This is a genomic window from Synechococcus sp. TAK9802 (genome assembly GCF_014279535.1).
Lineage (GTDB): Bacteria > Cyanobacteriota > Cyanobacteriia > PCC-6307 > Cyanobiaceae > Parasynechococcus.
Map to the genome: position 1 here is coordinate 324,409 of NZ_CP047937.1, position 25,362 is coordinate 349,770.

The 25,362-nt window shown below is 62.5% G+C and carries 38 protein-coding genes and 1 tRNA gene; 7 read left to right on the plus strand and 32 right to left on the minus strand.

From position 1 onward, the window contains the following. Positions 1-6: 6 nt before the first annotated feature. The 28 genes from rpsI to rplC form a co-directional block, all read right to left on the minus strand. Positions 7-408, minus strand: coding sequence for a 30S ribosomal protein S9 (rpsI, locus tag SynTAK9802_RS01670; protein ID WP_006849745.1), 402 nt, complete (start codon positions 406-408; stop codon positions 7-9). Then, complete coding sequence (rplM, locus tag SynTAK9802_RS01675; protein WP_114987243.1) at positions 405-857, minus strand: 50S ribosomal protein L13; 453 nt, start codon at positions 855-857, stop codon at positions 405-407. The genes rpsI and rplM overlap by 4 nt, the downstream gene beginning before the upstream one ends. A 155-nt stretch (positions 858-1,012) precedes the next feature. Then, entirely contained in the window at positions 1,013-1,894 is an 882-nt protein-coding gene (gene truA, locus SynTAK9802_RS01680; RefSeq protein WP_186497003.1) for a tRNA pseudouridine(38-40) synthase TruA, read from the minus strand. A 25-nt stretch (positions 1,895-1,919) separates the two neighbouring features. Continuing rightward, positions 1,920-2,270 (minus strand): 50S ribosomal protein L17, encoded by a 351-nt coding sequence (rplQ, locus tag SynTAK9802_RS01685; protein ID WP_006851925.1) that lies wholly within the window; start codon positions 2,268-2,270, stop codon positions 1,920-1,922. 49 nt (positions 2,271-2,319) lie between these two features. Then, positions 2,320-3,258: a DNA-directed RNA polymerase subunit alpha gene (locus SynTAK9802_RS01690; protein WP_114987249.1), complete on the minus strand. Its 939-nt coding sequence runs from the start codon at positions 3,256-3,258 to the stop codon at positions 2,320-2,322. A gap of 47 nt (positions 3,259-3,305) precedes the next feature. Continuing rightward, on the minus strand, positions 3,306-3,698 hold the full coding sequence (rpsK, locus tag SynTAK9802_RS01695; RefSeq protein ID WP_006850182.1) for a 30S ribosomal protein S11: 393 nt from the start codon (positions 3,696-3,698) through the stop codon (positions 3,306-3,308). Positions 3,699-3,733: 35 nt separating this feature from the next. Beyond that, positions 3,734-4,099: a 30S ribosomal protein S13 gene (gene rpsM, locus SynTAK9802_RS01700; protein WP_186497004.1), complete on the minus strand. Its 366-nt coding sequence runs from the start codon at positions 4,097-4,099 to the stop codon at positions 3,734-3,736. A gap of 71 nt (positions 4,100-4,170) precedes the next feature. Then, entirely contained in the window at positions 4,171-4,284 is a 114-nt protein-coding gene (gene rpmJ, locus SynTAK9802_RS01705; protein WP_006850859.1) for a 50S ribosomal protein L36, read from the minus strand. Positions 4,285-4,330: 46 nt separating this feature from the next. After that, positions 4,331-4,882 carry an adenylate kinase gene (locus SynTAK9802_RS01710; protein ID WP_186497005.1) on the minus strand — a complete coding sequence of 184 codons (552 nt, stop codon included), beginning with the start codon at positions 4,880-4,882 and terminating at the stop codon, positions 4,331-4,333. 52 nt (positions 4,883-4,934) lie between these two features. After that, positions 4,935-6,254: a preprotein translocase subunit SecY gene (gene secY / locus SynTAK9802_RS01715; protein WP_186497007.1), complete on the minus strand. Its 1,320-nt coding sequence runs from the start codon at positions 6,252-6,254 to the stop codon at positions 4,935-4,937. Between the two features lie 104 nt (positions 6,255-6,358). Further along, positions 6,359-6,814: a 50S ribosomal protein L15 gene (gene rplO, locus SynTAK9802_RS01720; RefSeq protein WP_115010467.1), complete on the minus strand. Its 456-nt coding sequence runs from the start codon at positions 6,812-6,814 to the stop codon at positions 6,359-6,361. A 6-nt stretch (positions 6,815-6,820) separates the two neighbouring features. Then, complete coding sequence (gene rpsE / locus SynTAK9802_RS01725) at positions 6,821-7,465, minus strand: 30S ribosomal protein S5 (RefSeq protein ID WP_011363379.1); 645 nt, start codon at positions 7,463-7,465, stop codon at positions 6,821-6,823. A gap of 14 nt (positions 7,466-7,479) precedes the next feature. After that, positions 7,480-7,848, minus strand: a complete 369-nt coding sequence (gene rplR / locus SynTAK9802_RS01730; protein ID WP_114987264.1) for a 50S ribosomal protein L18 — start codon at positions 7,846-7,848, stop codon at positions 7,480-7,482. A gap of 33 nt (positions 7,849-7,881) precedes the next feature. Then, positions 7,882-8,421 (minus strand): 50S ribosomal protein L6, encoded by a 540-nt coding sequence (rplF, locus tag SynTAK9802_RS01735; RefSeq protein ID WP_114987267.1) that lies wholly within the window; start codon positions 8,419-8,421, stop codon positions 7,882-7,884. Between the two features lie 14 nt (positions 8,422-8,435). Continuing rightward, positions 8,436-8,837 (minus strand): 30S ribosomal protein S8, encoded by a 402-nt coding sequence (gene rpsH, locus SynTAK9802_RS01740; RefSeq protein WP_006850769.1) that lies wholly within the window; start codon positions 8,835-8,837, stop codon positions 8,436-8,438. A gap of 19 nt (positions 8,838-8,856) precedes the next feature. Next, entirely contained in the window at positions 8,857-9,396 is a 540-nt protein-coding gene (gene rplE / locus SynTAK9802_RS01745; protein WP_186497009.1) for a 50S ribosomal protein L5, read from the minus strand. Positions 9,397-9,436: 40 nt separating this feature from the next. Continuing rightward, on the minus strand, positions 9,437-9,793 hold the full coding sequence (gene rplX, locus SynTAK9802_RS01750; RefSeq protein WP_006852039.1) for a 50S ribosomal protein L24: 357 nt from the start codon (positions 9,791-9,793) through the stop codon (positions 9,437-9,439). Between the two features lie 2 nt (positions 9,794-9,795). Continuing rightward, entirely contained in the window at positions 9,796-10,161 is a 366-nt protein-coding gene (gene rplN, locus SynTAK9802_RS01755; protein WP_114987269.1) for a 50S ribosomal protein L14, read from the minus strand. Further along, a complete protein-coding gene (gene rpsQ, locus SynTAK9802_RS01760) occupies positions 10,158-10,454 on the minus strand; it encodes a 30S ribosomal protein S17 (RefSeq protein WP_006850241.1) in 297 nt (98 codons plus the stop codon). Before rpsQ ends, rplN begins: the two co-directional genes overlap by 4 nt. A gap of 17 nt (positions 10,455-10,471) precedes the next feature. Next, positions 10,472-10,681: a 50S ribosomal protein L29 gene (gene rpmC, locus SynTAK9802_RS01765; RefSeq protein WP_115010469.1), complete on the minus strand. Its 210-nt coding sequence runs from the start codon at positions 10,679-10,681 to the stop codon at positions 10,472-10,474. Between the two features lie 2 nt (positions 10,682-10,683). Continuing rightward, positions 10,684-11,160, minus strand: coding sequence for a 50S ribosomal protein L16 (rplP, locus tag SynTAK9802_RS01770; protein ID WP_006851743.1), 477 nt, complete (start codon positions 11,158-11,160; stop codon positions 10,684-10,686). A gap of 16 nt (positions 11,161-11,176) precedes the next feature. Then, positions 11,177-11,905 (minus strand): 30S ribosomal protein S3, encoded by a 729-nt coding sequence (gene rpsC / locus SynTAK9802_RS01775; protein WP_011363386.1) that lies wholly within the window; start codon positions 11,903-11,905, stop codon positions 11,177-11,179. 20 nt (positions 11,906-11,925) lie between these two features. Continuing rightward, positions 11,926-12,291, minus strand: coding sequence for a 50S ribosomal protein L22 (gene rplV / locus SynTAK9802_RS01780; RefSeq protein WP_186497010.1), 366 nt, complete (start codon positions 12,289-12,291; stop codon positions 11,926-11,928). A gap of 3 nt (positions 12,292-12,294) precedes the next feature. Beyond that, on the minus strand, positions 12,295-12,570 hold the full coding sequence (rpsS, locus tag SynTAK9802_RS01785) for a 30S ribosomal protein S19 (RefSeq protein WP_006849645.1): 276 nt from the start codon (positions 12,568-12,570) through the stop codon (positions 12,295-12,297). Positions 12,571-12,605: 35 nt separating this feature from the next. After that, on the minus strand, positions 12,606-13,469 hold the full coding sequence (gene rplB / locus SynTAK9802_RS01790) for a 50S ribosomal protein L2 (protein ID WP_006851794.1): 864 nt from the start codon (positions 13,467-13,469) through the stop codon (positions 12,606-12,608). Between the two features lie 15 nt (positions 13,470-13,484). After that, on the minus strand, positions 13,485-13,787 hold the full coding sequence (locus SynTAK9802_RS01795; RefSeq protein WP_006850625.1) for a 50S ribosomal protein L23: 303 nt from the start codon (positions 13,785-13,787) through the stop codon (positions 13,485-13,487). After that, the gene (gene rplD / locus SynTAK9802_RS01800; protein ID WP_114987276.1) at positions 13,780-14,415 is read right to left on the minus strand and encodes a 50S ribosomal protein L4; all 636 of its coding nucleotides are present in this window, start codon (positions 14,413-14,415) and stop codon (positions 13,780-13,782) included. Before rplD ends, SynTAK9802_RS01795 begins: the two co-directional genes overlap by 8 nt. Then, positions 14,415-15,071: a 50S ribosomal protein L3 gene (rplC, locus tag SynTAK9802_RS01805; RefSeq protein WP_115010470.1), complete on the minus strand. Its 657-nt coding sequence runs from the start codon at positions 15,069-15,071 to the stop codon at positions 14,415-14,417. The genes rplD and rplC overlap by 1 nt, the downstream gene beginning before the upstream one ends. Positions 15,072-15,452: 381 nt before the next feature. On the opposite strand from rplC, the gene SynTAK9802_RS01810 reads away from it, so the two are divergent. The 6 genes from SynTAK9802_RS01810 (at position 15,453) to recA (ending at position 20,719) form a co-directional block, all read left to right on the plus strand. Continuing rightward, entirely contained in the window at positions 15,453-15,914 is a 462-nt protein-coding gene (locus SynTAK9802_RS01810) for an NAD(P)H-quinone oxidoreductase subunit N (protein ID WP_186497011.1), read from the plus strand. Then, a complete protein-coding gene (locus SynTAK9802_RS01815) occupies positions 15,881-16,912 on the plus strand; it encodes an LdpA C-terminal domain-containing domain (protein WP_186497012.1) in 1,032 nt (343 codons plus the stop codon). Before SynTAK9802_RS01810 ends, SynTAK9802_RS01815 begins: the two co-directional genes overlap by 34 nt. 22 nt (positions 16,913-16,934) lie before the next feature. Continuing rightward, on the plus strand, positions 16,935-18,575 hold the full coding sequence (locus tag SynTAK9802_RS01820; RefSeq protein WP_186497013.1) for an AAA family ATPase: 1,641 nt from the start codon (positions 16,935-16,937) through the stop codon (positions 18,573-18,575). 102 nt (positions 18,576-18,677) lie between these two features. Next, positions 18,678-18,749, plus strand: a tRNA-Gln gene (locus SynTAK9802_RS01825). A 9-nt stretch (positions 18,750-18,758) separates the two neighbouring features. Further along, positions 18,759-19,508 carry an HAD family hydrolase gene (locus SynTAK9802_RS01830; RefSeq protein ID WP_186497014.1) on the plus strand — a complete coding sequence of 250 codons (750 nt, stop codon included), beginning with the start codon at positions 18,759-18,761 and terminating at the stop codon, positions 19,506-19,508. Between the two features lie 86 nt (positions 19,509-19,594). Beyond that, the gene (gene recA, locus SynTAK9802_RS01835) at positions 19,595-20,719 is read left to right on the plus strand and encodes a recombinase RecA (RefSeq protein ID WP_025362062.1); all 1,125 of its coding nucleotides are present in this window, start codon (positions 19,595-19,597) and stop codon (positions 20,717-20,719) included. 2 nt (positions 20,720-20,721) lie between these two features. Here the strand turns inward: recA and SynTAK9802_RS01840 are convergent, their stop codons facing one another. From SynTAK9802_RS01840 to SynTAK9802_RS01850, 3 genes are all read right to left on the minus strand, one after another. After that, complete coding sequence (locus tag SynTAK9802_RS01840) at positions 20,722-21,066, minus strand: DUF1815 family protein (RefSeq protein WP_186497015.1); 345 nt, start codon at positions 21,064-21,066, stop codon at positions 20,722-20,724. A 70-nt stretch (positions 21,067-21,136) separates the two neighbouring features. Continuing rightward, positions 21,137-21,385, minus strand: a complete 249-nt coding sequence (locus SynTAK9802_RS01845) for a DUF2839 domain-containing protein (protein WP_114987291.1) — start codon at positions 21,383-21,385, stop codon at positions 21,137-21,139. A gap of 35 nt (positions 21,386-21,420) precedes the next feature. Beyond that, complete coding sequence (locus tag SynTAK9802_RS01850; RefSeq protein WP_186497016.1) at positions 21,421-22,866, minus strand: helicase; 1,446 nt, start codon at positions 22,864-22,866, stop codon at positions 21,421-21,423. Positions 22,867-22,949: 83 nt separating this feature from the next. Between SynTAK9802_RS01850 and SynTAK9802_RS01855 the strand changes: the two genes are divergently transcribed. Continuing rightward, the gene (locus SynTAK9802_RS01855; RefSeq protein WP_186497017.1) at positions 22,950-23,831 is read left to right on the plus strand and encodes a prephenate/arogenate dehydrogenase; all 882 of its coding nucleotides are present in this window, start codon (positions 22,950-22,952) and stop codon (positions 23,829-23,831) included. On the opposite strand, the gene crtD is transcribed toward SynTAK9802_RS01855, so the two are convergent. Beyond that, the gene (gene crtD / locus SynTAK9802_RS01860; protein ID WP_186497018.1) at positions 23,815-25,317 is read right to left on the minus strand and encodes a C-3',4' desaturase CrtD; all 1,503 of its coding nucleotides are present in this window, start codon (positions 25,315-25,317) and stop codon (positions 23,815-23,817) included. The two genes, SynTAK9802_RS01855 and crtD, sit on opposite strands and share 17 nt — an antisense overlap. Positions 25,318-25,362 lie beyond the last annotated feature (45 nt).

Sequence of the window (25,362 nt, forward strand, 5' to 3'; positions counted from 1 at the left end):
AAAAAATCAGCGCTTGGAGAACTGAGGAGCCTTACGGGCTTTCTTGAGGCCGTACTTGCGGCGTTCCTTGGCACGGGGGTCGCGGCTGAGGTGACCTTCCGTCTTCAGCGGCTTGCGGTTGTCGGCCGACAGTTCGCACAGTGCGCGGGCTGCACCTTGCTTGATTGCGCCGGACTGACCGGTGAGTCCACCACCGTGAACGTTGACGAGGATGTCGTACTCGCTGCTGAGGCCGAGGGTCTCCAAGGGAGCCTTCACCGCTGCGATGTACGAGGGGTTGTAGTTCAGATAGTTGTCACCGGGACGACCATTGATGGTGATCGTTCCATTGCCGGGGACGAGACGAACACGGGCGACAGAGGTCTTGCGACGACCGGTGCCCCAGTAGACGACGGAGTTGTTGCTCATTGGGCGGATGCGGAGGGGTTGAGCTGAAGAGGCTGGGGCTTCTGAGCGGCGTGGGGATGCTCGGTGCCTTTGTAGACCTTGAGCTTGCGGAACATCTGGCGGCCCAGGGCGTTGTGGGGGAGCATGCCTTTGATGGCCTTCTCCACGATCCGCTCGGGGATCCGTTCCTGCAGAGCTTCGAAGGTTTCCACCTTCATGCCGCCGGGACGACCGGAGTGACGGCGGTACAGCTTCTGCTGGGGCTTACGGCCGGAGACTTTGATCTTCTCGGCGTTCACGACGACGACAAAATCACCGGTGTCCAGATGGGGGGTGAAGCTGGGGTTGTTCTTGCCACGCAGCACGGCGGCCACTTCAGTGGCCAGACGGCCGAGGGTTTGATTCTCAGCGTCCACCACGTACCACTGGCGGTCGATCGAATCAATCGGGGGGAGAGAGGTCTTGTTCATCGCGCCGGCATGCCGGTTCGGTTATGTCCCGCCTGAAGAAGCGGAACTGGGCAAAGGGGTCGGTCCAGGACTGGACCTGACGGGGCTAAAGATCGAGCTTACTCTTCGGCCCTCCAGCTCCAGTGAGTTGGGCAGCTTTCGAAGTAGAGGCCCGTTTATCCCGGCGTTGAGGGTGGATCCGCAGGCGGATCGCTCTCGGCCAGAAAAAACCACGGCTGACAATCGTACCAGCCGGCTTTGGTGAAGATGGGCTCGGCATAGCCAGCCCGAAGCAGGCAGAGGCCCGTGGCCGGCGCCGCCTCTTTCACCTCATGGCGTCGTCGTTCCCTCCAGCGCTGTTCAAAGGCGGCAACACTGAGACGGTGCTCGCCAACGGCCACCAACTGGGCCATCAGCAGGCGAACCATGCCGTACAGAAAACCACTGGCCTGAATCTCAACCCGCAGAAGATCGCCTTGGCGCTCCACGAGCACCTCCTGCACGGTGGTTCGGGCATGGGCGCGACGGCTGCCTGCCTTCATGAAGGCGCTGAAGTCGTGCAGACCAAGCATGCTGCTCAAAGCGTCCCGCATGCGGGACTCATCCAGCCTGTGTTGGTAACGGTGCCAGCTCCAGGGGCTTAAAAACAAATTGGGGCGGCGCCCGTTGTGAATCGTGTACCGGTACCGCCTGTAGGTGGCGGAATAACAGGCATGCCAATCCAGGGGACGGGCGACGGATTCGCGCACACGAATGGTGCTCGGCAGGCGTCCGTTCAAGGACGGGGCCCATTTGCGAGCTGGGATCGGCCCACTGCAGTCGAAGTGCACCACCTGACCGGCGGCATGAACGCCGGCATCGGTGCGACCGGCGGCAAAGGTCTGCACCGGTCGGTGCGGATCAAGCTGGGCGATGGCGTCCTCCAGCACGGCCTGAACACTGCGACCGTTGCGTTGGCGCTGCCACCCACAAAACGAAGAACCCTCGTACTGAAGGCTGAGCGCGATCCGCTGAAGGGACGCTGGCTCAGGACCTGCAGACGAGGGTTGGGTGTTCAAACGTCAGAACTGACGTGAGGTCTGATCAGACCAGTTCAATGATGGCCATCTCGGCGTTGTCGCCACGACGGGGAACGGTGCGGGTGATGCGGGTGTAGCCACCCTTGCGATCGCTATAGCGGTTGGGAGCCTTGTCGAACAGGGCATGCACCAGCTGCTTGTCGTAGATGTAACCCATGGCCCGGCGACGGGAGGCGAGGCTGCCGTCCTTGGCCAGGGTGATCATGCGCTCGGCTTCGTCGCGAAGCGCTTTGGCCCGTGCCTTGGTGGTGGTGACCCGACCTTCGCGGATCAGCTGGGTGGTCAGGGCGCGCAGCATTGCCTTGCGCTGGTCAGCTGGACGTCCCAGCTGAGGAACTCGGCATTGATGACGCATGGTTCTGTCGGTGACGAAGACGAAAAAGGACGTTCAGGCCGTTCTGCAGTTATGCAGAAGTGCGGCTCTGGGGGATGGAGATGCCGATGCGCTCGAGGGCTTCGATCACTTCATCAGCGGATTTGGAACCGAAGTTCTTGATCTCCAGAAGATCCTCGTAGCTGAAGCCCATCAGGTCAGACACGGAGTTGACCTGGGCCCGCTTGAGGCAGTTGTAGGCGCGAACCGAAAGGTTCAGTTCCTCAAGAGGAATCTGTGCTTCCGCCGAGGGCTCGGGTTCAGCAGGAACTTCCTCCACGAGAGTGACCGTGGCCAGCGGCTGGAACAGCTCAATCAATTGATTGGCTGATTGAGCCAGGGCGTCGTCGGGGGTAATGGAGCCGTCGGTGACGATCTCCATCCGCAGGCGCTCGCGAGCCGAACCGCCTTCGGCAACGGCGGTTTCGTCGATGGTGAAGTTGACCCGGGTCACGGGCATGAACACGGCATCGATCTGGAGCAGATCGATGGCACTGGTTTCTTCGTTGTGACGATCCACAGGGCGATAGCCAACGCCGCGCTCAACGTGCACTTCCAGCTCGAGGCTGTGGCCGTCGGCCACGGTGGCGATCGGACGATCGGCGTCCACCACCTGCACCTGAGAGGAGAACTGAAGATCTCCGGCCTTCACTTCAGCGGGACCAGCCACCACGAGACGACCGATCTCGAGTTCGGCCGAACGGCTGTTGACGGTGAGCTCCTTGCAGTTCAGCAGGATGTCGAGAACGTCTTCACGGACCCCAGGAACCGTGGCGTATTCGTGATTGACACCGGCAATCCGGATGGCGGTGACAGCACTGCCTTCCAGCCCACCCATCAGCACGCGGCGCAGCGCGTTGCCCAGGGTCGTGGCCTGGCCACGCTCGAGGGGACCGATCAGGAAAACGCCGGACTGGGCGCGATCCTCGGCCACCTGATGCTCAATGCGATCAATCTGGTACTGCAACACGGTCTGAATCGGGGTAAAGGGAGAAACCGGACGGAAATCAGCTCGGTTCAGACGCGGCGGCGCTTGGGCCGGCGGCAACCGTTATGGGGCAGAGGGGTGACGTCGCGAATCAGGGTGATTTCGAGGCCAGCAACCTGGAGAGCACGGATGGCGGTCTCACGGCCTGAGCCAGGACCCCTCACCAGCACTTCGATCTGACGCATGCCTTGGTCAAGGGCGCGACGTGCTGCTGCTTCTGCAGCGGTTTGAGCCGCGAAGGGAGTGCCTTTGCGAGCACCCTTAAAACCACTGGCACCTGCAGACGACCAGGAAATCACTTCACCGGCCGTGTCGGTGATGGACACGATGGTGTTGTTGAAGGTGCTCTGGATGTGAGCGACGCCGTTCGGGACGTTGCGCTTGGCCTTCTTGGGGCCGGATTTTTTGACGGTTTTAGCCATGGCCGTATGCAGTCAGGGATAAGGATGTAGAGGACTTACTTCTTCTTGCCGGCCACAGTCTTCCGCGCGCCGCGGCGGGTGCGGGCGTTGGTGCGGGTGCGTTGGCCACGAACGGGAAGGCTCATGCGGTGGCGACGGCCACGGACGCAGCCGATGTCCTGCAGGCGCTTGAGGGCCATACCCTCCTGACGGCGCAGATCGCCTTCGAGGGTGTACTCCTCCATGGCGTTGCGGAGCTTCTGAAGATCTCCGTCCTCCAGATCTTTCGCCCGGATGTCGGGGTTCACGCCGGTTTTGGCCAGGATGGCCTGTGAGCGGGTGAGACCAACTCCGTAGATGTAAGTGAGGGACACTTCGATCCGCTTGTCGCGGGGAATGTCAACGCCGGCGATCCGTGCCACGTTCGTTTAGTTGAAAAGGACAGATGCCTCCGAAGTCCTGGAGGCGAGGAATGTTTCAGAACAGCGGGGGATCAGCCCTGGCGCTGTTTGTGCTTGGGGTTGGCGCAAATGACCATGACCTTGCCGTGGCGACGGATCACCCGGCACTTGTCACACATTTTTTTCACTGAGCTGCGCACCTTCATGAGGCGTGGCTCTCCAAATTTCCAAACGGTAACGTTAACATGCCGGTCAACCGAGAACGGACTCGATCCGCTTGGTGATCTCCTCGACTGTGCCCTGGGCGGGGACGGAAACCAGGAGACCCTTGTCGCTGTAGAAGCGAATCAGGGGTGCGGTTTTCTCGCGGTAAACCTCCAGGCGATGGCGGATCACCGTTTCGTTGTCGTCGGCGCGACCGCGGGCCAACAGCCGTTCAATCAAAACGGCGTCATCCAGCTCCAGTAGAACCACGGCCTGGATGGGTTGCTGCAATTCGGCCAGCAGGGGTTCGAGTGCTTCAGCCTGGGGCACCGTGCGCGGGAACCCATCCAGCAGCCAGCCATCGGTGGTGAGAGCCTTCATCTGGCTTTCCACAATCGCCAGCACAAGGGCGTCGCTCACCAGTTCGCCGCGGTTCATCACCGCTTCAGCTTCTTTGCCCAGATCGCTGCCGGCTGCTACTTCAGAGCGCAGCAGATCGCCTGTGGACAGATGCTTCATGCTGTTGGCATCGCACAGCCGAGCGGCTTGGGTGCCTTTGCCGGCTCCGGGAGGGCCAAGAAAGAGCAAGCGATTTTTCATGGTTGCGTAAGCGTGAGGTGACGTGAACGGAGGGTGCGCTGCCCAGCAGCGCTCACTGGCGAACGAGGCCTTCGTAGCGTTGTGAGATCACATAGGTCTGCACCTGCTTGGCCGTGTCGATGGCCACACCGACAAGGATCAGCAGTGACGTGGCGCCAAGCCCCTGGAAGGTCTGCACATTCGTGGCGCGTTCGACGGCCGCGGGAATGATGGCGACGGCGCCGAGGAACAGACCACCCAGCAAGGTGAGGCGGTTCTGGACTCCTGAGAGATAAGTGGCCGTGGCGCTGCCGGGGCGAACGCCTGGAATCGCCACACCACCCCGTTTCAGGTTGGTGGCGATGTCAGCGGGATTCACAGTGAGAGAGGCATAGAAATAAGAGAAGCCCAGGATCAACGCAAAAAATGTGAGTGCGTATGGCCAGGGGTTCCCTGCCCCAGGATTCAGGGCACTGGCCGCACGGATCAACCACTCACTCTTGGTGAGGTTGGCGATAGTGACCGGCAGGAAAATCAGGGCTGAAGCGAAAATGATCGGCATCACACCGCCGGCATTCAGCTTGAGCGGTAGATAGCTCTGACGCGTGGGGAGCACACCTGCTCCACCCACCTGGCGCTTGGCGCTGACGATGGGGATACGGCGAGCTCCCTCCTGCACGAAGATGATTCCAACGATCGTGGCCAGGAACACCAGCACCAGAACAATGATGCCCAGCACGGTGTCCCGGTCACCGGTTTGAGCGGCTTCGATCGTGGCGCCGAGGGTGCGCGGCAGGGTGGCGACGATGTTCAGAAAAATCACCAGGGAAGCCCCCTGGCCGATGCCTCGCTCCGTGATCACTTCACTCAGCCACATCACCACCATCGAGCCGGTCACCAGGGCCAGTGCCGTCTGCACCACAAAGGTCACTTCGCTTAGACCTTCCACGGCGTATTGGCGCAGGATCATGGCGAAGACGACGCTCTGGACGAGACCCCAACCGAGCGCCACATAACGGGTGATCTGGGCGATCTTGCGTCGGCCAGCCTCGCCTTCATTCTTCTGGAGGTCTTCCAGCTGCGGCAGCGCTGCGGTCAGCAACTGGAGGATGATCGAGGCGTTGATGAAGGGCAGGATCCCCAGGGCAAAGATGCCCAGGGTGGAGATCCCGCCGCCGGTGAAGATGTCGAGAAAACCGATCAGCTGTCCGCCTTGATCGATGAATTGCTTGAACGCTTCCCGATCGATTCCGGGCATTGGGATGTAGATCCCAAGACGCACCAACAACAGCAGGCCGAGTGTGGTGAGCACGCGACTGCGGAGCCCAGGGTTGGTGATCAGCTGGCCGATCACTTCGGAGGCGTTGGGGTTGCGACCCCGACTGACGAGCATGTCCGGAAGAAAGTGAAGTTGGGCGAAAAGCCAAGAAGCCGCCCGTGGATCGAAATCCAGCGGACGGCTCAGACCCTAGGGCTGACTTGGGGACGAGCCCTTGATTAGTCGAGGATTTCGCAGGTTCCGCCTGCGGCTTCGATCTTGGTGCGGGCCGAGGCGGTGAACGCCGCGGCTTGCACTGTCAGCTTTTTGGCTTTCAGTTCACCGTTGCCGAGCATCTTCAGAGGATGCTTGGGGCTGGTCACGATGCCGTCCTTGACCAGGGAATCCAAGTTGACGGTGCTGCCGTCCTTCAGGTCGTTCAACGCAGAAACGTTGAGCACGGTGAAGAACTTGGGATTCACCAGGGGGAAGTGCTTCAGCTTCGGCACCCGGCGGTACAGAGGCATTTGGCCACCCTCAAAGCCGGGGCGCGTGGGGCGACCCGAACGGGATTTCTGGCCGCGCATACCGAAGCCGCAGCTGGCACCCTGACCAGCGGCGATGCCGCGGCCCTTGCGCAATTTGCGGCGACGAGCGCCCTTGTTGGATTTGAGGGAATCGAGTCGGAGAGTCATCGCGAATCAGGAATAGATCTGTTCGAGGGAGATTCCCCGTTCCTTGGCCGTCTCCTTGTGGGTGCGGAGAAGCGACAGGGCCACCATGGCAGCCCGTGCATTGTTCAGGGGGGTCTTGCTGCCCAGGCGCTTGGCCAGGACATTCTTGATGCCGGCGAGTTCGAGCACTGTGCGGATGGAACCGCCAGCGATCACACCGGTACCAGGGGCTGCAGGGCGGATGAGCACGCTGGCAGCACCATCACGACCATTGGAGAGGGTCGGAATGGAGTTGTGACGGGTCAACGGCACTTTGACGAGGTGCTTCTTGCCATCGGCAACACCCTTGCGGACGGCACCAATCACATCACCGGCCTTGCCGACACCAACGCCGACCTGGCCTTTCTCGTTGCCGACAACCACGATGGCCCGGAAGCTCATCTTCTTACCGCCTTTCACGGTCTTGGAGACGCGGCGGATCTGAACCACTCGCTCTTGCCATTCGGAATCGCGTTCCTGGCCGCGACGGCCACCACGCCGGTCGCCACGACGACCATCACGGTCGCCACGGCCGCGGCGCTGTTCTTGTTGCTGCTGCCCTTCGGCTGCCGCTGGAACGTCGGCCGCGCCCGGCACGGCGTTGGGATTGGATTGGGGGGAGGAATCTGTCATGGGTTGAGCAGGAATCAGAACTGAAGGCCCGCTTCCCGGGCGGCATCGGCGAGGGCTTTAATCCGGCCGTGGTACAGATTTCCGCCGCGGTCGAACACCACCTGCTGGATGCCTTTGGCGATGGCGCGCTTGGCGACCAGTTCGCCGACGGCGACAGAGGCGTCGCAGCTGCCAGCCGGAGCCTTGAGGCCGGCGCGCAGCTCCTTGTCAACGGTGGAGGCGGAGCAGAGTGTGCTCTGGGCCGCGTCGTCGATGACCTGGGCGTAGATGTGGTTGTTGGAGCGGAACACGGCCAGACGCGGACGGTCTGAGGTTCCGGTGATGTGACGACGCAGACGCCGGTGGCGTTTTTGCGTCTGCTGTTTGCGGGACAGTTGGGACATGGTGGGTGAAGGGAAGGAACGTCAGGACAAGGCTTATTTCTTGCCGGACTTGCCTGCCTTGCGCAGGATGCGCTCGCCCTCGTACTTGATGCCTTTGCCCTTGTAGGGCTCGGGCGGACGGATGGCGCGGACCTTGGCGGCTTCGTTGCCCACCAGCTCCTTGTCGATGCCGGAGACGATCACCTTGGTGTTGTTCTCCACCTTGAAGGTGATGCCTTCAGGGGCTTCCATCTCGACGGGATGGCTGTAGCCAGCACTCACCACGAGAGTTTTGCCTTTGACCTGGGCACGGGAGCCCACGCCAACGATCTCCAGGGCTTTGCTGTAACCGTTGCTGACACCCTCGATCATGTTGGCGACGAGGGTGCGGCTCAGGCCGTGGCGCTCACGGGAGATGCGCTTGGTGCTCGTGGGAGAGACCACGATGGTGTTGTTGTCCTGGCTGACGCTGACGCCTTCAGGAAGGGTGCGCTCCAGTTCGCCTTTGGGTCCTTTCACCTTGACGGTGAGACCGTCGAGGGAAACCGTGACCTTTTCAGGGACGGGAACAGGGTTTTTGCCGATTCGTGACATGGTTCAGCTCCGGATCAGTAGACGTAACAGAGCACTTCGCCACCGACGCCCTCACGACGGGCGTCGCGGTCGCTCATCACACCTTTGGAGGTGGAGATGATCGCCACGCCCAGTCCGCCGAGGACTTTGGGCAGGCCGCGAGTGTTCTTGTAGATGCGGAGACCGGGCTTGCTGACCCGCTGCATGGAGCGGATGGTGGGCAGCCTGTGCTTGCCGCTGTACTTGAGGGCGAGCACCAGTTCGGTGCGAACGCCTTCACCCTGCTCGCTGATCTCGGAGATGAAGCCCTCCTGCTGCAGCACCTTGGCGATGCTGCGGGTCATCCGCGAAGCGGGGATCTTGGTGGTTTCGTGACGTTTCTCACTCGCATTGCGAATGCGGGTGAGCATGTCGGAAATGGGGTCGTGGTTGGCCATAGGTGTCGACGGGGAGGGCTCAGTTGCTCTGGAACGGCATTCCCATCTCGCGGAGGAGGGCCCGGCCCTCTTCGTCCGAACGGGCAGTGGTCACGATGGTGATGTCCATGCCCCGGATCGCATCGATCTTGTCGAAGGAGATCTCAGGGAAAATGATCTGTTCGCGCACCCCAAGGGTGTAATTGCCGCGGCCATCGAAACTCTTGAGGCTGACCCCGCGGAAGTCGCGGATGCGGGGCAGCGCAAGGTTGATCAGGCGCTCGAGGAAGGCATACATCCGATCACCACGGAGGGTGACGGCACAGCCGATCGGCATGCCCTGCCGAATCTTGAAGCCGGCGATGGCTTTTTTTGCACGGGTCACAACGACCTTCTGGCCGGTGATCTGCGCCAGCTCATTCACCGAAGCCTCGAGGGACTTGGCATTGGCGGCGGCTTCGCCGAGACCCCGGTTGACGGTGACTTTCACCACCTTGGGGACTTCATGGATGTTGGTGAGGGAGAGATCCTTCTGCAGCTTGGGCTGGATGGTCTCCCGGTAGCGCTTCTTGAGTGACATAACGGGTTGGGGTGCTTCTGGGCGTGGTCAGAAGTCGGGATCAGTCGAGGACTTCACCGGTTTTCTTCAGCCGGCGCTTCTTGGTGCCGTCCTTTTCGACGACGATTTCAACGCGGCTGGCCACCTTTTTGTCGGTGGAATAGAGCATCACGTTGGAGGCATGCAGGGAAGCTTCCTCCGTCACGATGCGGCCGGTCTCGCCCTCCTGGGTGGGCTTTTCATGGCGGGTGCGCATGTTTACGCCCTCCACGACGACACGGTTTTCGTTGGGCAGGGTGCGCAGAACGGCACCGGTCTTGCCCTTGTCCTTGCCGGCGATCACCTGAACGGTGTCACCCTTGCGGATGCGCATCTTGATGCGCTCGGTGGCCTTGGCCTTGGTGGTTGCAGTCGCCATGGTCAGATCACCTCCGGAGCGAGGGACACGATTTTGGTGAAGCTGCGGTCACGCAGCTCACGGGCCACCGGTCCGAAGACGCGGGTGCCTTTCGGGTTTTTGTCGTCGTTGATGATGACGGCGGCGTTGTCGTCGAAACGGATCGAGTTTCCGGTTTCGCGACGCATGGTGGCTTTGGTGCGCACCACAACGGCCTTCACCACGTCGGACTTTTTGACGCCCATGTTGGGGGCGGCATCCTTCACGGCGGCAACGATCACGTCGCCCACGTGGGCATAGCGACGGTTGGTGCCGAGGACGCGAATGCACTGAATGCGCTTGGCGCCGCTGTTGTCGGCAACGGTGAGATAGGACTCCTGCTGGATCACTGCTTCACCTCCTGAGCTTCAGCCTTGTTGGCTTCCTCAGCCGCAGCTTTCGGGCTGTGGCTGAGAACCTCAGCGATGGCCCACCGTTTTTGGCGGCTCATCGGACGGGTTTCAGTGATGCGAACGCGGTCACCGACGCGACAGGTGTTGTCTTCGTCGTGAGCCTTGTAACGGGTGGTACGGCTGACCGTCTTTTGATAGATGGGGTGTGGGAAGCGGCTTTCCACCGCGACCACCACCGTTTTTTCCATCTTGTCGCTGACGACGGTGCCGATCCTTTCCTTGACTGCCATGGTTACGGAGTGGGGGATCAGGAGGCGGTGGAGCGCTGGCGCTCCGACTGCACCGTCAGCAGCTGGGCCAGCTTGATGCGGACCTCTTTGAAACGGTGCGTGTTAGCGAGCTGGCGCGTGGCCTGCTGGAAACGGAGTTGGAACAGCTCGCGGCGCAGGCCGTCGATCTGTTCGTTGATGTCCGAATCGGACAGGCTGCGCACATCGGCGGCGTTGGGACGGGCCATGGTCAGGACTCCACGGTGACGGCTTCAGAAGCTGCCGGAGCCTTGGCACCAGCTGACTTCTCCTGCTCATCCAGTTGGATGAACTTGGTCTTCACGGGAAGCTTGTATTGCGCGAGGCGCATGGCTTCCTTGGCGATTTCGGGGGTGATTTCATCACCGCCCATCTCGAACAGGATCCGGCCGGGCTTGATCACCGCCACCCAGAATTCTGGGTTGCCCTTACCGGAACCCATCCGGGTTTCGGCAGCGCGCATGGTGACCGGCTTGTCGGGGAAGATCCGGATCCAGATTTTCCCGCCACGCTTGACGTAGCGGGTCATGGCACGACGGCTGGCCTCGATCTGGCGCGAGGTGATCCAGCCACATTCCTGTGCCTGCAGCGCGAATTGTCCGAAGGCAATGGTGTTGCCCCGGGTGGCGACGCCGCGCATGCGGCCTCGCTGCTGCTTACGGAATTTGACGCGTTTTGGACTCAGCATGGTTCAGGCCTCCTGTTCAACCCTCGTTTGAGCGGTCTTCGAACTGTTGGGGCCGACGGCTGGCCCGGCGCCGGGGGGCAGCACCCACCGGCATGGGCTGAGCCTGTTCGCTCAGCACTTCGCCCTTGAACACCCAAACCTTGATGCCGAGCACGCCGTAGGTCGTGCTGGCCACCTTGGTGGCGTAGTCGATGTCGGCCCGCAGGGTGTGCAGGGGCACCCGACCCTCGCGGGTCCATTCCGTCCGGGCGATCTCAGCACCGTTCAGGCGACCGGAGACCTGGATCTTCAGACCCAGAACGCCGGCACGCTGAGCGCGCTGCACAGCCATGCGGATGGTGCGGCGGAAGGCCACACGCTTCTCCAGCTGCTGGGCGATGTACTCGGCAAGGAGGAAGGCATCACCGTCGACGCGTTCGACCTCGACAACATTGATCCGCACCTGACGACTGGAGTCGCCGATGGTCTTCTGAATGCCGGAGCGAAGCTCTTCGATGCCGCTGCCTTGACGGCCGACCAGCACGCCGGGGCGTGCGGTCTTGAGTTCAACTTCCAGTTGATCGGCCTTGCGGGCGATCAGCACATCACTGATGCCGGCGGAGCCGTACTTCTTGTGGATGAACTTGCGAATCCGGTCGTCCTCCTGGAGGAGGGCCGGATAGTTCTTGCTGGAGGCGTACCAGCGTGACCGGTGTTCCTGGGTGATCCCCAGGCGCAGACCGGTTGGGTTGATTTTGTGTCCCATTGGGTCAGAGTCCTCGGGGGTCAGGAATCGGTCTGAGCCACCACAGCAATGCTGATGTGGCAGGTCTGTTTCTTGATCTGGTAAGCCCGGCCCTGGGCGCGGGGGCGGTAGCGCTTCATGGAGGGGCCCATGTCAGCGGTCGCGCTCGAGATCACCAGAGATGAGGGGTCGAGACCGAGGTTGTGCTCAGCGTTGGCCACCGCAGACCGGAGCACCTTGGTGATCGGGCCAGTGGAGCGGTAGGGCATGAACTCGAGCATGATCAGCGCGTCGCGATAGGTGCGGCCACGGATTTGGTCGAGCACACGGCGCACCTTTGACACGGAGCCTCGGATGAAGCGACCGTGAGCCTGGGCGGTGGGTGCCGTTTGGGTTGACGATGTCATGGTTTAGCGGCCTCCTTTCTTGTCTCTGATGTGGCCCTTGAAGGTGCGGGTGGGAGCGAACTCTCCCAGCTTGTGGCCCACCATCTGCTCGGTGATGAACACCGGCACATGGGTGCGGCCGTTGTGAACCGCGATCGTGTGGCCGATCATCATCGGCAGGATCGTGGAGGCCCGTGACCAGGTCTTGATCACAGACTTGTCGTCGTTGTCGTTCTGCTTTTCAACCTTGCGAAGCAGGCTGTCGGCAATAAACGGACCTTTTTTGAGTGAACGTCCCATAACGGTTTAAGCAAGCGGATAAGTGATGGTTTGCATCAGGAATCGCGTCCGCCACGGCTCCGTTTGGAGGTCTTGCGACGCTTCCGGAGCACGTATTGGTTGCTGGGTTTGTTCCGCTTGCGGGTCTTGAGACCGAGGGCGGGTTTGCCCCAGGGGGTCACCGGGCCGGAACGGCCGATGGGTGCACGACCCTCACCACCACCGTGGGGGTGATCGCAGGGGTTCATCACACTGCCTCGAACCTGAGGACGGCGACCGAGCCAGCGGCGACGACCAGCCTTACCCAGGCTGGTGTTGCGCATCTCGGAGTTACCGACCTCGCCGAGGGTGGCGTAGCACTCGCGGCGAACCAGGCGAACCTCGGTGGAGGGCAGCTTCAGAGCGACGTAGTCGCCTTCTTTCGCCATCACCTGGGCACTGGCACCGGCGGTACGGACCATCTGGCCACCACGACCGGCGTAGAGCTCAACGCAGTGAACCGCCGAACCGAGGGGCACCGAGGACAACGGCATGGCGTTGCCGTTTTCGATCGGGGCATCAGGGCCTGAGACCACGGTCTGGCCTACCTGAACTCCTGCAGGAGCAAGGATGTAGCGCTTCTCGCCATCGGCGTAGAAGAGCAGTGCCAGACGCGCGTTGCGATGCGGGTCGTAGTGAATCGCGGCCACCTTGGCGGGGACACCGTGCTTGTTGCGACGGAAATCCACCACGCGATAGAGGCGCTTGTGGCCACCACCGCGGTGGCGGCAGGTGATCACACCGCGGTTGTTGCGGCCCTTGCGGCGGTGTTTGGCCACCACCAGGGTCCGCTCCGGCTTGCGGCTGGTGATCTCACTGAAATCAGTTACCACCCGGGTGCGGGTACCGGGGGTGTAGGGGCGGAAATTACGGATTGCCATGACGATTCAGACCCCTCAGGACTCAGGGAAGAGTTGGATCGAGTTGCCCTCCGCCAGGCGCACCACGGCTTTCTTCACCTGGGCACGTTTGCCGGCGAAGCGACCCATGCGACGGGAGCGTCGCGGGGGATTCATGGTGCTGATGCCGGTGACCTTCACATCGAAGAGCTGCTCAATGGCGGCCTTGATGTCGGGCTTTGCGGCGCGGTGGTCCACCTCGAAGGTGTACTGGTTGATTTCGAGGGCGCGGGTGGCCTTCTCGGTGATCAGGGGACGACGGATTACATCCGCCAGGCGTCCTTGGAAACGTTCAGTCATCGCCGTAGACCTCCTGGATGGTTGCGAGAGCTTCCTCGCCCAGCACCAGAGCATTGGCGTGGAGCAGGTCGAAGACGTTCAGCTGATCTGCGGAGATCAACTTGACTTTCTCCAGGTTGCGCACGGAACGGCGCACAACATCGGAGGGGTTCGTCAGAACGATGAGCACCTTGGAGCCGGCAGCAACACCGAGGCGACCCAGAGCATCTGTGATCTCACGGGTCTTGGGGGCCTCCAGCGAAGCACCGAAGTCCTTCACGACGGTCACATCGTCAATGCGGGCCATCAGCGCGGTGCGCAGGGCCAGACGACGCTCCTTGCGGTTCATCGCAAGGTTATACGTGCGGGGCTTGGGTCCAAAGATGATGCCGCCGCCGGGTTTCAGAGGAGTGCGGATCGATCCCTGACGGGCCCGACCAGTTCCTTTCTGCTTGTAGGGCTTGCGACCACCACCGCGCACTTCTGAGCGGGTGAGGGTGCTGGCGGTTCCTTGGCGTGCATGGGCCTGCTGACGCAGAACGGCCCGATGCATCAGGTCAACGGCGGTGGTCTCTTTGGCCACCTTCAGGTCCAGGGTTGCCTTGCCGGCTTCCTTGCCCTGCCAATCACGAACGACACAACTGGCCATCACTTACCTCCTTTGGCGGGCTTGGCGCCCACGCGCAAGGCCGGGCGGATGTTGAGCAGCGCACCAGGTTTGCCGGGCACGGATCCCTTCACCACCAGCAGGTTGTGCTCGCTGTCCACCTTGAGGATGGTCAGGCCGCGGGTGGTGATTTTCTTGCCGCCGTAGCGACCGGCCATCCGCTTTCCGGGATAGATGCGGCCCGGGGTCGTACCGGCACCGGTCGAACCGGGCTCGCGGTGGTTCTTCGAACCGTGGGTCATCGGACCCCGGCTGAAGCCGTGGCGCTTCTGGTAGCCAGCGAAGCCGCGGCCGACGGTGTCACCGCTGACGTCCACCTTTTGGCCGGCTTCGAAATCGCCGACGGTGATGGCGCCACCGAGTTCAAGACCTTCAACGCTGTCGACGCGGTATTCGCGCAGATGACGCAGAAGGCCCTCACCGGATTTGTTGAGGTGACCCTGGGCGGGCTTGTTGATCAGCTTCTCGCGGGTTTCGCCAAAGCCGATCTGCACTGCGGAATAACCGTCAGTGTCGTCGTTTTTGAGTTGGGTGATGCGGCAGGGGCCGGCTTCGATCAAGGTGACCGGAACAGCTCTGCCCTGCTCGTCGAAGAACTGGGACATACCCAGCTTCTTCCCGAGGATGCCGATAGACATGGATGGGGAGGAAGCGCCAGCGTGGACAACCACCAGGCGGAGAACCGCATGGGGTCAGGTGCTGATCGATTGGACGCAGACGTGGTTCGAAGCGGAACTCCCGAAGGAGTGGATTCGAATGGGCTAGCGAACGATTCAGCGAGGCTGGGACTTGCATCTGCACGATGTGCTGTTGCAGTTTCCCGACGGAGATCTCCGAAGAAAGCTTCCGTACTGGCCTGGGGATTCGACGCAATCGTCGAATCTGTTCTGCCGACTGGAGGCCCGGCTAGCGGACGGGCACAGAAACACAGAACAAACAACGAAACTACACCACCGACCTTCCCTCCCCCCTGATCCCTCTGCCTGCTGCCAGAATCTCCTCCAATCCCTGTAGCTGCCATGCCTCTGCTTCTCACCGGTCAGGCATTTCGCCGTGATCTCGAAGCCAATGGCTGCCTGGCGGTGCAGGCTCCGCTTGAAGGCGGTGCAGAAACCCGTCTATTGAGACGTCTGCGCAGCGCCGGTTACAACACCCGCATGACATCAGCCCGTGGTCTTGGTGATCCGGAGGTGTTTCTCACCCAGAAGCACGGCATTCGTCCGCCCCATCTTGGCCATCAAAGTGTTGGTCGTGGTGCTGCTGTGGGAGAAGTGCAGGAGGTGGCTCCCCAGCTCGGCGACCTGTTTGAGGGTGATGCTCCCGTGGCTCTCTGGCTGCTGGAAGGCCAGGTGCTCTCGCGCTCCGAACTTCTTTCGCTCTGCGATCTCTGCAAGCGCGAACCGCGTTTACGCATCATCGTGGAGATGGGTGGTGCTCGCAGCTTGACGTGGGAACCGATGACCACATATCTGAAGGCCTGACGCCTGACGACGCCCTCGTTCAGGGCCGCTGGGTCAAGCTGATCTGTGGAGCAAGCAACCAGGATCTGCCGGCCATTGCCGACCTGACCGCAGTCTTTGCTGCTGTTGGTGTTCATTGCGTTGATGTGGCGGCCGATCCAGCGGTTGCCCTGGCAGCGCGTCGCGGCCTGGACTGGGCTGAGGCGCAAACAGGGCGTCGCCCCTGGCTGATGGTGAGCCTCAGCGATGGCATCGATGCTCACTTCCGCAAGGCCTGGTTCGATCCTGGCCGCTGCCCTGTGGACTGTCCGCGGCCCTGCGAAAGGATTTGTCCGGCGTCAGCGATTCCGCCCGCTGCTGGCATCGACCAGCAGCGTTGCTATGGCTGCGGCCGCTGCCTGCCAGCTTGCCCCCATGGGCTGATTGAGGAGCGCGACCACCGCTTGGCGCCCGAACAGGTGATCTCCCTGCTCCAATCGATTCAGCCCGATGCTGTGGAGATTCACACCGCATCTGGGCATGACGAGGGCTTCGCAACGCTGATCCAAAGCCTTCAGCAGCACAAGGTTCCCTTGCGGCGCTTGGCTGTGAGCTCCGGCTTGGAGGGCCACGGCTTGAAGGTCGATCAGTTAGCTGATTTGCTTTGGCGTCGCTACTCCCGCCTGCGGCAAGCCGGTTACAGACCCCTCTGGCAGCTGGATGGGCGTCCGATGAGCGGCGATGTGGGGGCTGGCACAGCGCGGGCTGCAGTTCAGCTCTGGCGTGCCATGCGAAGTCTGGCCCCGCCGGGCCCGCTGCAGCTGGCCGGTGGTACCAACGCCGCAACGCTGGAGTTCTTGCGTCCGACGGAGCTGCCGGCTGGCATCGCCTTTGGTGGTGTGGCCCGTCGCTTGCTGATGCCTGTGCTGGATGAGGCGCAAACTCGTGGCCTTGCCCTGTGGCAATGGCCCGAGGGTTGGAAGCGTGCCCTCTCCCTCGCGCGTCCATTGGTTGCGCCATGGCTGCAGCGCTCTTGCTAGAAGGCTGAAACGCGCAGATCCCATGGGCACGCAACGGGTCACCGACGATCTGGATCGCCTTCTCGAGCTCCTGCCGGATGCCGTGCAGGAGCAGTTGCGGCCGGAAGAAGCGCGAAAGCAGTTGCTCGAGGTGGTGCTCGATCTGGGTCGGGTTCCAGAAGCTCGTTATCCGGGCCGTGCCCTGGCGTTGGGTTCCACGCCTTTGTCCCGCCAGGATCTAACGGCTGTGGTGGCCAGGCTCGGTCAGTTCGGTGGCGACAACCGGGCGGGAATTGAACGAACGCTTCACCGGATCAGTGCGATTCGCAACCGTCAGGGTGAGGTGGTCGGTTTGACCTGCCGGGTGGGCCGAGCCGTGTTCGGCACCGTTGCCATGGTGCGGGACCTCCTGGATGGAGGGCAGTCCTTGTTGTTGATGGGGCGCCCGGGTGTTGGCAAGACAACGGCGTTGCGCGAGATCGCCAGGGTGCTTGCCGATGAGCTGGAGCGGCGCGTTGTTGTGATCGACACGAGCAATGAGATCGCCGGTGATGGCGACATCCCCCACCCCGCGATTGGTCGGGCCCGCCGCATGCAGGTGGCCAGGCCTGAGCTGCAGCACCAAACCATGATCGAGGCGGTGGAAAACCACATGCCCGAAGTCATCGTGATCGATGAGATCGGCACGGAGCTGGAGGCGCAGGCCGCGCGCACCATCGCTGAACGTGGTGTGGTTCTCGTCGCCACAGCCCACGGCAATGCTTTGGCCAACCTGATCAAGAACCCCACCCTCAGCGATCTGGTGGGGGGCATTCAGGCGGTCACCCTCGGGGATGAGGAGGCCCGGCGGCGGCGCAGTCAGAAAACGGTGTTGGAGCGCGCCGCCGAACCAACGTTTCCGGTGGCGGTTGAAATGCACAGCAGGCAGCGCTGGGCCGTGCACACCGACGTTGCCGCCACCGTGGATCAACTGCTCCGGGGCCTGAAGCCAAGGGTTCAGGAGCGCGAGCTGTCGCCTGAGGGGGGCGTTCAGCTGGTGGACCCGCCTCAGGCTTCCGGTTTGCTGCGGCCTCCGTCCCAGCGGTCGTTTGCGGATCAGCCGGTCTCCGCTCCCGTGCCCATGCCTGCAGCCAGTGCCCGAGGGGCCAGTGCGGCAGAGGAACCACCTCCGCAGGAGACCAGCGCCGAGCATCTGCAGGTTCTCTGTTGCGGGGTTCCATCTCGTGTTGTGGAAGAGGCCATCCGTTCCCACGGTTGGAAGGCGCGGGTTGTGGAGGACTTGAGTGAGGCCGATGTGGTGTTGAGCGTTCGGCTGGGCCTCAGTCGTCAACCATCACTGCGCCGTCAGGTCAGGGATCTGGGGATACCGATCCTGGTGATCAAGTCCGACACCCTGCCCCAGGTGACCCGTGCCATGGCACGTCTTCTGCGCCGTCAGGCCACCGAAACAGCCGCAGAGGTCACTCCGCCGGATCGGGCGTCTCAGGACGATGAATTGGCTGCTCTCGAGGAATGCCGGCTTGCGGTGGAACAGGTGGTGATGCCGCAAGGCAGGCCGGTGGAGTTGCTGCCTCGCAGTGAGCGTGTTCTCCGGATGCAGGCCGACCTTGTGCGCCGTTACCGATTGCGCAGTGATGTCTTCGGTGAGGCTGAAATGTCACGCCTGAGGGTTTTCCCCCGCTGATCGGCCGTCGGTTGGTTCGCTCGGTGGATTGACGAAGGGTTGGCTGCTGTGGGTAACTATGTGTACTCCGGTGATCCGCAGGTCGCGGTTCAAACGGATCAATGGGCCGTCGCCAAGTGGTAAGGCAGCGGGTTTTGGTCCCGCCATTCCTAGGTTCGAATCCTAGCGGCCCAGTTTTTGTCCATGAATGATCGCCCCCTCCTGGTCTTCGACTTCGACGGGGTCATCGTTGATGGCATGGCGGAGTACTGGTGGAGTGCCTGGCATGCCTGTCGTCGTCTTGAGGCTGCTCCAGAGGGCTTTACGCCTGATCAGGTGCCTGACGCCTTCCGACAGCTGCGGCCGTGGGTGCATCACGGTTGGGAGATGGTTCTGCTGGCCGCAGAGCTGCCGGTGCTGAACCTTCAGGTTTGGCTGGAGTCCTATGGGGACGCGCAGGCCTCGGCACTGCAATGGCGTGGATGGCGGCCGGAGCAGCTGCAGGCGGCCCTCGATGACGCCAGGGATCAAGCCGTTCGGCAGAGCCGTTCGGCTTGGTTGGCGCTGCATCGACCTTTCCCCGGCCTGGTGGAGCGGCTGCAGCAGTTGGAGGCTGAGGGGGTGGACTGGTCTGTTCTGACCACCAAAACCCAGGCCTTCACAGCTGAACTGCTGAACAGCCTTGACCTGCATCCTTGGCGCCTGGATGGCCGTGAGGCTGGCGCCAAGCCTCAGGTTCTGCTCCAGCTTCAACAGCAGCGAAGGCTGTGTGGCTTCGTGGAAGACCGCCGGGCGACGCTGGAGGCGGTGCGCTCAACCCCAGGGTTAGAGAAGTTGCCCTGTTTTCTGGTGAGTTGGGGCTATCTTCGCCCCCTGGATCAGAGCGGTCTTCCCTCAGGGATTGCCCTGCTCCATCCAGATCGTTTTCGGGCCCCCCTGGCGCAATGGCCCTGATTCGTTACGGTACGCTTGTACTACCTGAGACGATTCGGCGCTTCTGTGGCATTGGATCTCTCGTTCCTTAGTTTCAGGTCCTTCTCATGCCTGCAGATATGAAATCCGGCGCTTCCGATCCCCGTTCCTCCGGCGAGAGGGACAAGGCGCTGAACCTGGTGCTGGGTCAGATCGAGCGCAACTTCGGCAAGGGATCGATCATGCGGTTGGGCGATGCCTCCCGCATGCGGGTGGAGACGATTTCCACCGGTGCGCTGACCCTTGACCTCGCCTTGGGTGGTGGTTACCCGAAGGGTCGTGTGGTGGAGATCTACGGCCCGGAAAGTTCCGGTAAAACCACGCTCACCCTGCACGCGATTGCAGAAGTGCAGAAGCGTGGTGGTGTGGCGGCCTTCGTGGATGCGGAGCATGCACTGGATCCCGTTTATGCCGCTTCTCTGGGCGTTGACGTCGAGAACCTGCTGGTCTCTCAGCCCGACACCGGCGAGATGGCGCTGGAGATCGTTGATCAACTGGTGCGATCAGCAGCAGTGGATCTGGTCGTTGTCGACTCGGTGGCGGCCCTCACCCCTCGCGCTGAGATCGAAGGTGAGATGGGAGACCTGGCGGTTGGCAGTCAGGCGCGTCTGATGAGCCAGGCGATGCGGAAGATCACCGGCAACATCGGCAAGTCGGGTTGCACCGTCATCTTCCTCAACCAGCTGCGTCTCAAGATTGGTGTGACCTACGGCAACCCGGAGACCACCACTGGAGGCAACGCGCTCAAGTTCTATGCCTCGGTTCGCCTCGACATCCGTCGGATTCAGACCCTCAAGAAGGGAACCGAAGAGTTCGGCATCAGGGCCAAGGTGAAAGTGGCGAAGAACAAGGTGGCGCCCCCTTTCCGCATTGCCGAATTCGACATTCTCTTCGGCCGCGGCATCAGCACCCTGGGCTGTCTGCTGGATCTGGCTGAAGAAACGGGTGTTGTTGTCCGCAAGGGCGCCTGGTACAGCTACGAGGGAGACAACATCGGTCAGGGCCGCGACAACACCATCTCCTGGATGGAGGAGAACCCGGATGCAACAGCCACCATCGAAACGTTGGTGCGTCAGAAGCTGACAGAAGGTTCTGAGGTGAAGGCGAATTCGATGCGCCCCCTAGCCGCCGCTGCAAAGACGGCTGCTGCTGATAAGTCCGCTCCGGCCAAGGCTTCAGAGGCGGCGGCCTGATTTCAGGCGGCCTGGGCCAGGGTCTGCATGGCGTGCACCTGGCCTTCCTGGGCCAAATCGGCCATCCGCTGCAATTCCTGGATGGCTTCTGCTCCCTCCAGCTTCACCAGTTCTCGGCCGTTGCGGGATTCCACCCAGCTGATGCCGAAGTCGGAGACAAGAAAGCGCACCATGTGGCCATCGCCGATGTCGGCCACAAACGAAGCGCCATGGCCATCGCGGCCGTCGCCACAGGAATAACAAGTGGCTGTGAAGCCTGCGCTTTGAAGGCTGCTGGCGAGGGCCTGCAGGCTCATCACCAGGTCTTCAACAACGGATCGATAGTGTTCGGCGAGGCGCGGAAACATAACTGAGTCTCCATTGAGACCCAGTCTAAAGGTTTTCTTTTGTTTTCGTTTGTTGGGTTGAGCCGGTTGCTCAGGGGGTATCCGCCAGCGTCCACCATCCGGCCGCTGGGCCGATGAAGCGCACCGTGATCCAGAGCACCACCATTCCCCCGATTCCAATCCAGGCGCCGCGGGTGGTCACCGCCATGAACTGCTGCGTCTGATTGCGGGTGAGCGGAAGCCAGGACACCACCCGTGGAGAGGTGTCCACGGCTTTGGTGCTGGCTTTGGGTTGACGAGGGGGTAAGCCCTGGGCAGCCCGGCGGCGTGCTTCTCCCATGCACTTCTGAGCGTTGCAGGGAGGCTAAGCGTTGTTCACTCCGGCAGCAGGCGCTGCAATGGAATCCAAGGTTCCAGTCGGTGCAGCACCTGATCACCCCAGCTGCGCCCTCGCAGGCGGCCATCGAGAATGGCCAGGCGACCACCGCTGCGGCGCAGCGGCGCAATGGCGGCAGGAATCAGGCTCAGAGCTTCTGGCAGCAGCAGGGTGCGGAACCAGTCCTCTCCCTGCTGTTTCAGTCGCTCCACCCGAGCCGAGGTGAGCGGACTATCCAGGCTGGCGATGGGGAGCATGCCCACAATCAGCTGTGCTGGGGCCGGCAGTTGCTCCTGATGCTCTAACCACCAGTCCCAGTTGCAGGTCACCACGCCATTGCTTTCGGGTGCTGTCGACTCATGCACCACACGGCGTCCGAATTCCGCAGCCAGGGAGCTGGTTAGCTGCCGACGCAGCTGGTCGTCATTGATCAGAACAAGGGTGAGCCCCGCCTGGCCAAGGATGAGCCTTCTGCTCTCCTCCAGGAGGTGTTGGGCGTAGATCCGGGTGTTCGGCAGCGGCTGGCGACGCGGGGCATAGACGGGGAGCGGTTCATTCAGCTCCCGTTCCCGCAGTGTTGCCCGCACGTCGGGGACAACGCTGGCCTGTTCAAATTCCAGATCAAGCCTGGCGTTGTCTCCATTGCTGCTGAACATCAGGCAGGGGTGATCCAGCAGCACCCCCCGCAGCAGTTGGAGTGGTTCGAGGGGGGCCAGCTTCCAGCGCCACTGGAGCAGCCGGTGATCCAGTTCAGCCCATTGACTCCACTCAGCCGGGTTGATGCTGCGGAGGCTGTTCCACGGTTCAGGGCTGGCTGGCATCAGCTGGAGCAGGTCACGCAGGGCCTGCCCGGCTGAGCCTTCGAGTCGCACGGCGCCATCGGGCTTCGTGGCATCAGCGAACAGCTGCCGGCTCATGCGGTCATGCAGTTCCAGCAATCCGGATTCCGCCTGGGGACAGGCCTGGCGCAGCTCATCCCAGTGCTGATGCTCGATCTCCAAGGTGAGAGCGTTGCGCATCCGCCGGCTCAACTGATCCATCTCCGGGATCAGCAGTTGCCGTTGGCCCAAGTGCCCGTTGCGATGGGCCTGAATCAGCTCGCCCACATCCATCAGCCAGAGCTGTGGACCCTCCGGAGGGGTCGGTCCCTGCCAGCAGGGGAGCCTCAGGCCCTGGTTGCGGAGACGGGGCAATTCCAGCTGGAGCAGACGCCGGCGCTGGGGGGCCGTCAGCACCAGCGCCCCCGCTTCGGGAGCCAGGCACAGCGGCACCAGCAGACCGAGCCACCAGCGTTCGCTGCTGCTGGGGGGGAGCTGAACGAGGGTCGTGTCGCGACGCCTCAGGCTTCGTGCCACCAGCCGGCTCAGGGTCAGGTGGTGGGGCCAGTCCGATTCCTCCTGACGGAGCAGGGTTTTGATCTGGTGGTGGGCCTGGGCTTCCAACATCGTCAAACCCTAAGCAGGGTTCCCCTGGGGATTGGTTCATGGCAATCCATCCATCAACATGGCTTCACGACCCTGCGGGAGAGATGGCGGTGCAACCGGGACGTGTGGGGATCGTTGGCCTTGGCTTGATTGGGGGATCCCTTGGTCTGGATCTGCAGGCGCGAGGCTGGACGGTGCAGGGCCTTGTGCATCGTCAGGCCACGGCGGATCGAGCCATGGCCCGAGGGCTGGTGGGCGCGGTGTCGACCGATCCCAGCTGCCTCTCGGGTTGCGACCTGGTGATCCTGGCGTTGCCCATTCCCTTGCTGCTGAACCCACCGGGTGAGCTCATTGCGGCCCTGCCTGAAGCAGCGGTGATCACCGATGTTGGTTCGGTCAAACAACCTGTGTTGGAGGCTTGGCGCCAGCGGCATCCCCGCTTTGTGGCCAGTCACCCCATGGCAGGCACAGCTCAGGCGGGCGTTGAGGCCGGTGTGCTGGATCTGTTCCGCGGCCGCCCTTGGATCGCGACTCCTGATGCGGCGACAGACCCCGTTGCCCTGGCTCAGGTTCGTGATCTGGCCGTCAGCGTGGGTGGCCATTGGCTGACGGCCACCGCGTCCCAGCATGACCAGGCTGTGGCTCTGATTTCCCACATGCCGGTGCTGGTGAGTGCTGCACTGCTGCGGGCAGTCGGCGATGAACGGGATCCGGAGATCCGTCAGTTGGCCATGGTGCTGGCGTCCAGTGGCTTTGCCGACACCAGTCGTGTGGGTGGCGGGAATCCCGAGCTGGGGGTGGCGATGGCCTCCACCAATCGGGATGCGGTGTTGCGCGTCCTGGCAGCCTACCGCTGGAGTCTGGAGCAGCTCGAAGATGCCGTGCTCCAGCAAAACTGGTCTCAGCTCGCTTTGGAACTGCGCCGAACGCAGGCTCTGCGCCCGGATTTTTTGAGGGCGCCTGGGGAAGTCAGCTCCGAAAACTGAGGGGTTGACCCCGTTCGGCCCTGAGCTGCCGGCAGGCATTGAGGGCTGACAGGCTCACCCCCGCTGTGCCCTCGCCCGGATGGAGGCTGTCGCCGCAGAGCCAAAGCCCCGGCATGGGCGTTCGTCCTGCCAGGCCGAAGGGGCCGAACCGGCTTGGATGCTGTCCAAGGCCCCCGACCATGCCGTTGGGACGGCCCGTCCAGCCGGCGAAGCCCCGTGGTGTTGCCAGTTCAGCGTGCAACCAGGCGTCGTCTTCGAGCGAGAGCCAGCGGTTCAATTCGGCTTGGATCAGGTTCAGCATCTCTGTTTTGCGCTGCTGGTACTCCGGCTCCGGCAAGCGGCACCAGTCACCTGTTGGGGTGAACACGCTGGCAATCAAGGTGGCCTGCCTCTGGGGCGCACGCCCATCGCCCTCGCGGCTGATGGAGACAAACAGAGGCCCTGGGGATGCGCAGCCCCGCTGGAGATGGCCTGGGCAGGAATGTGGCAGTGCATCACGCCGCACCGCTCCGTAAAGCACCAGCGCACCACTCGGTTCATGCAGGTTGTCCAGTCGCTTGCGGTACCCCTGGGGCAGTTGATTCGGTTCGATCAACTCCTGCAGGCACTGGGGCGGCAGGCTGCAGACCACATCACGGCTGCTGCGTTGGTGTTCCCTGCCCTTGCCGGTGCTGATCGTCACCTGCCAACCGGATGAGCTGGGCTGCAGCTTGGTGACCCGATGCTTCATCAGCACCGTTCCGCCGTCGCGCTCAATGGCCGCCACCAGCTGATTGCTCAACACCTGCATCGATCCCTCCAGATGCCAGAGCCCGAGTGGTGCTTGGGCCATCTGCAGGACGGTTGCGCCGTAGAGCGCCGCCGTGCGATCGGCCGGTTCCTGGGAGTACAGCTTCAGCTGGAGGTCGAGAAAGCGCCGCAGCCGTTGATCGTCACCGCAACCGCACAGCCGCAACAGATCGGCGATGGTCAGACCTGTGAACAGTCCCGATGCCAGCGTTGCGGGCCGAAGTGCCCGCAGCAATGTGCCGAGATCCCAGAGGGAGCGCGGCGTCACCACAGGGTCCTGGCTGGCGAACTGCCAGTTGCTGGAATGCAACTGATGGCAAAGGCTCCAGAAGCGCTGGCTGCCTGGGAATTGACGTTCACGCTCGGCGGCCCAGGCGTCCGGGTCATGCCAGAGCGAAATGGGAGGGGAGCCATCGCCCAGGTCGACCACACAACCTGGGTCCAGAAGCTCTGCGCTGGGCAGAGGCATGTCCAGATGCTTCAGCAGTCGCGCATGACTGCCTCCGGGCTCCAATCCAGCCACCTGGGTCGCCCCAACATCGAAAACCCATGGACCACGCCGGAATGTTCCTGCACATCCCCCCGGTTGTTGATGCGCTTCCAGCAGCGTGACCTTGACGCCATCGCGGGCCAGGAGTGCCGCTGCGGTTAAGCCAGCGATCCCACCGCCCACCACGATCACGCTGGAATCGCTCACGACGCCCTGAAGAATCGGGCCATGCTGGCAAGACAGGGGGCCTGC

What these genes read in the sequence shown, in the direction of transcription:
- rpsI (WP_006849745.1), bottom strand. Translation starts at nt 408, where the DNA reads ATGAGCAACAACTCCGTCGTCTACTGGGGCACCGGTCGTCGCAAGACC.
- rplM (WP_114987243.1), bottom strand. Translation starts at nt 857, where the DNA reads ATGAACAAGACCTCTCTCCCCCCGATTGATTCGATCGACCGCCAGTGG.
- rplQ (WP_006851925.1), bottom strand. Translation starts at nt 2,270, where the DNA reads ATGCGTCATCAATGCCGAGTTCCTCAGCTGGGACGTCCAGCTGACCAG.
- rpsK (WP_006850182.1), bottom strand. Translation starts at nt 3,698, where the DNA reads ATGGCTAAAACCGTCAAAAAATCCGGCCCCAAGAAGGCCAAGCGCAAC.
- rpmJ (WP_006850859.1), bottom strand. Translation starts at nt 4,284, where the DNA reads ATGAAGGTGCGCAGCTCAGTGAAAAAAATGTGTGACAAGTGCCGGGTG.
- SynTAK9802_RS01710 (WP_186497005.1), bottom strand. Translation starts at nt 4,882, where the DNA reads ATGAAAAATCGCTTGCTCTTTCTTGGCCCTCCCGGAGCCGGCAAAGGC.
- secY (WP_186497007.1), bottom strand. Translation starts at nt 6,254, where the DNA reads ATGCTCGTCAGTCGGGGTCGCAACCCCAACGCCTCCGAAGTGATCGGC.
- rplO (WP_115010467.1), bottom strand. Translation starts at nt 6,814, where the DNA reads ATGACTCTCCGACTCGATTCCCTCAAATCCAACAAGGGCGCTCGTCGC.
- rpsE (WP_011363379.1), bottom strand. Translation starts at nt 7,465, where the DNA reads ATGACAGATTCCTCCCCCCAATCCAATCCCAACGCCGTGCCGGGCGCG.
- rplR (WP_114987264.1), bottom strand. Translation starts at nt 7,848, where the DNA reads ATGTCCCAACTGTCCCGCAAACAGCAGACGCAAAAACGCCACCGGCGT.
- rplF (WP_114987267.1), bottom strand. Translation starts at nt 8,421, where the DNA reads ATGTCACGAATCGGCAAAAACCCTGTTCCCGTCCCTGAAAAGGTCACG.
- rpsH (WP_006850769.1), bottom strand. Translation starts at nt 8,837, where the DNA reads ATGGCCAACCACGACCCCATTTCCGACATGCTCACCCGCATTCGCAAT.
- rplE (WP_186497009.1), bottom strand. Translation starts at nt 9,396, where the DNA reads ATGTCACTCAAGAAGCGCTACCGGGAGACCATCCAGCCCAAGCTGCAG.
- rplX (WP_006852039.1), bottom strand. Translation starts at nt 9,793, where the DNA reads ATGGCGACTGCAACCACCAAGGCCAAGGCCACCGAGCGCATCAAGATG.
- rpsQ (WP_006850241.1), bottom strand. Translation starts at nt 10,454, where the DNA reads ATGGCAGTCAAGGAAAGGATCGGCACCGTCGTCAGCGACAAGATGGAA.
- rpmC (WP_115010469.1), bottom strand. Translation starts at nt 10,681, where the DNA reads ATGGCCCGTCCCAACGCCGCCGATGTGCGCAGCCTGTCCGATTCGGAC.
- rplP (WP_006851743.1), bottom strand. Translation starts at nt 11,160, where the DNA reads ATGCTGAGTCCAAAACGCGTCAAATTCCGTAAGCAGCAGCGAGGCCGC.
- rpsC (WP_011363386.1), bottom strand. Translation starts at nt 11,905, where the DNA reads ATGGGACACAAAATCAACCCAACCGGTCTGCGCCTGGGGATCACCCAG.
- rplV (WP_186497010.1), bottom strand. Translation starts at nt 12,291, where the DNA reads ATGACATCGTCAACCCAAACGGCACCCACCGCCCAGGCTCACGGTCGC.
- rpsS (WP_006849645.1), bottom strand. Translation starts at nt 12,570, where the DNA reads ATGGGACGTTCACTCAAAAAAGGTCCGTTTATTGCCGACAGCCTGCTT.
- rplB (WP_006851794.1), bottom strand. Translation starts at nt 13,469, where the DNA reads ATGGCAATCCGTAATTTCCGCCCCTACACCCCCGGTACCCGCACCCGG.
- SynTAK9802_RS01795 (WP_006850625.1), bottom strand. Translation starts at nt 13,787, where the DNA reads ATGACTGAACGTTTCCAAGGACGCCTGGCGGATGTAATCCGTCGTCCC.
- rplD (WP_114987276.1), bottom strand. Translation starts at nt 14,415, where the DNA reads ATGGCCAGTTGTGTCGTTCGTGATTGGCAGGGCAAGGAAGCCGGCAAG.
- rplC (WP_115010470.1), bottom strand. Translation starts at nt 15,071, where the DNA reads ATGTCTATCGGCATCCTCGGGAAGAAGCTGGGTATGTCCCAGTTCTTC.
- SynTAK9802_RS01810 (WP_186497011.1), top strand. Translation starts at nt 15,453, where the DNA reads ATGCCTCTGCTTCTCACCGGTCAGGCATTTCGCCGTGATCTCGAAGCC.
- SynTAK9802_RS01820 (WP_186497013.1), top strand. Translation starts at nt 16,935, where the DNA reads ATGGGCACGCAACGGGTCACCGACGATCTGGATCGCCTTCTCGAGCTC.
- SynTAK9802_RS01830 (WP_186497014.1), top strand. Translation starts at nt 18,759, where the DNA reads ATGAATGATCGCCCCCTCCTGGTCTTCGACTTCGACGGGGTCATCGTT.
- recA (WP_025362062.1), top strand. Translation starts at nt 19,595, where the DNA reads ATGCCTGCAGATATGAAATCCGGCGCTTCCGATCCCCGTTCCTCCGGC.
- SynTAK9802_RS01840 (WP_186497015.1), bottom strand. Translation starts at nt 21,066, where the DNA reads ATGTTTCCGCGCCTCGCCGAACACTATCGATCCGTTGTTGAAGACCTG.
- SynTAK9802_RS01845 (WP_114987291.1), bottom strand. Translation starts at nt 21,385, where the DNA reads ATGGGAGAAGCACGCCGCCGGGCTGCCCAGGGCTTACCCCCTCGTCAA.
- SynTAK9802_RS01850 (WP_186497016.1), bottom strand. Translation starts at nt 22,866, where the DNA reads ATGTTGGAAGCCCAGGCCCACCACCAGATCAAAACCCTGCTCCGTCAG.
- SynTAK9802_RS01855 (WP_186497017.1), top strand. Translation starts at nt 22,950, where the DNA reads ATGGCGGTGCAACCGGGACGTGTGGGGATCGTTGGCCTTGGCTTGATT.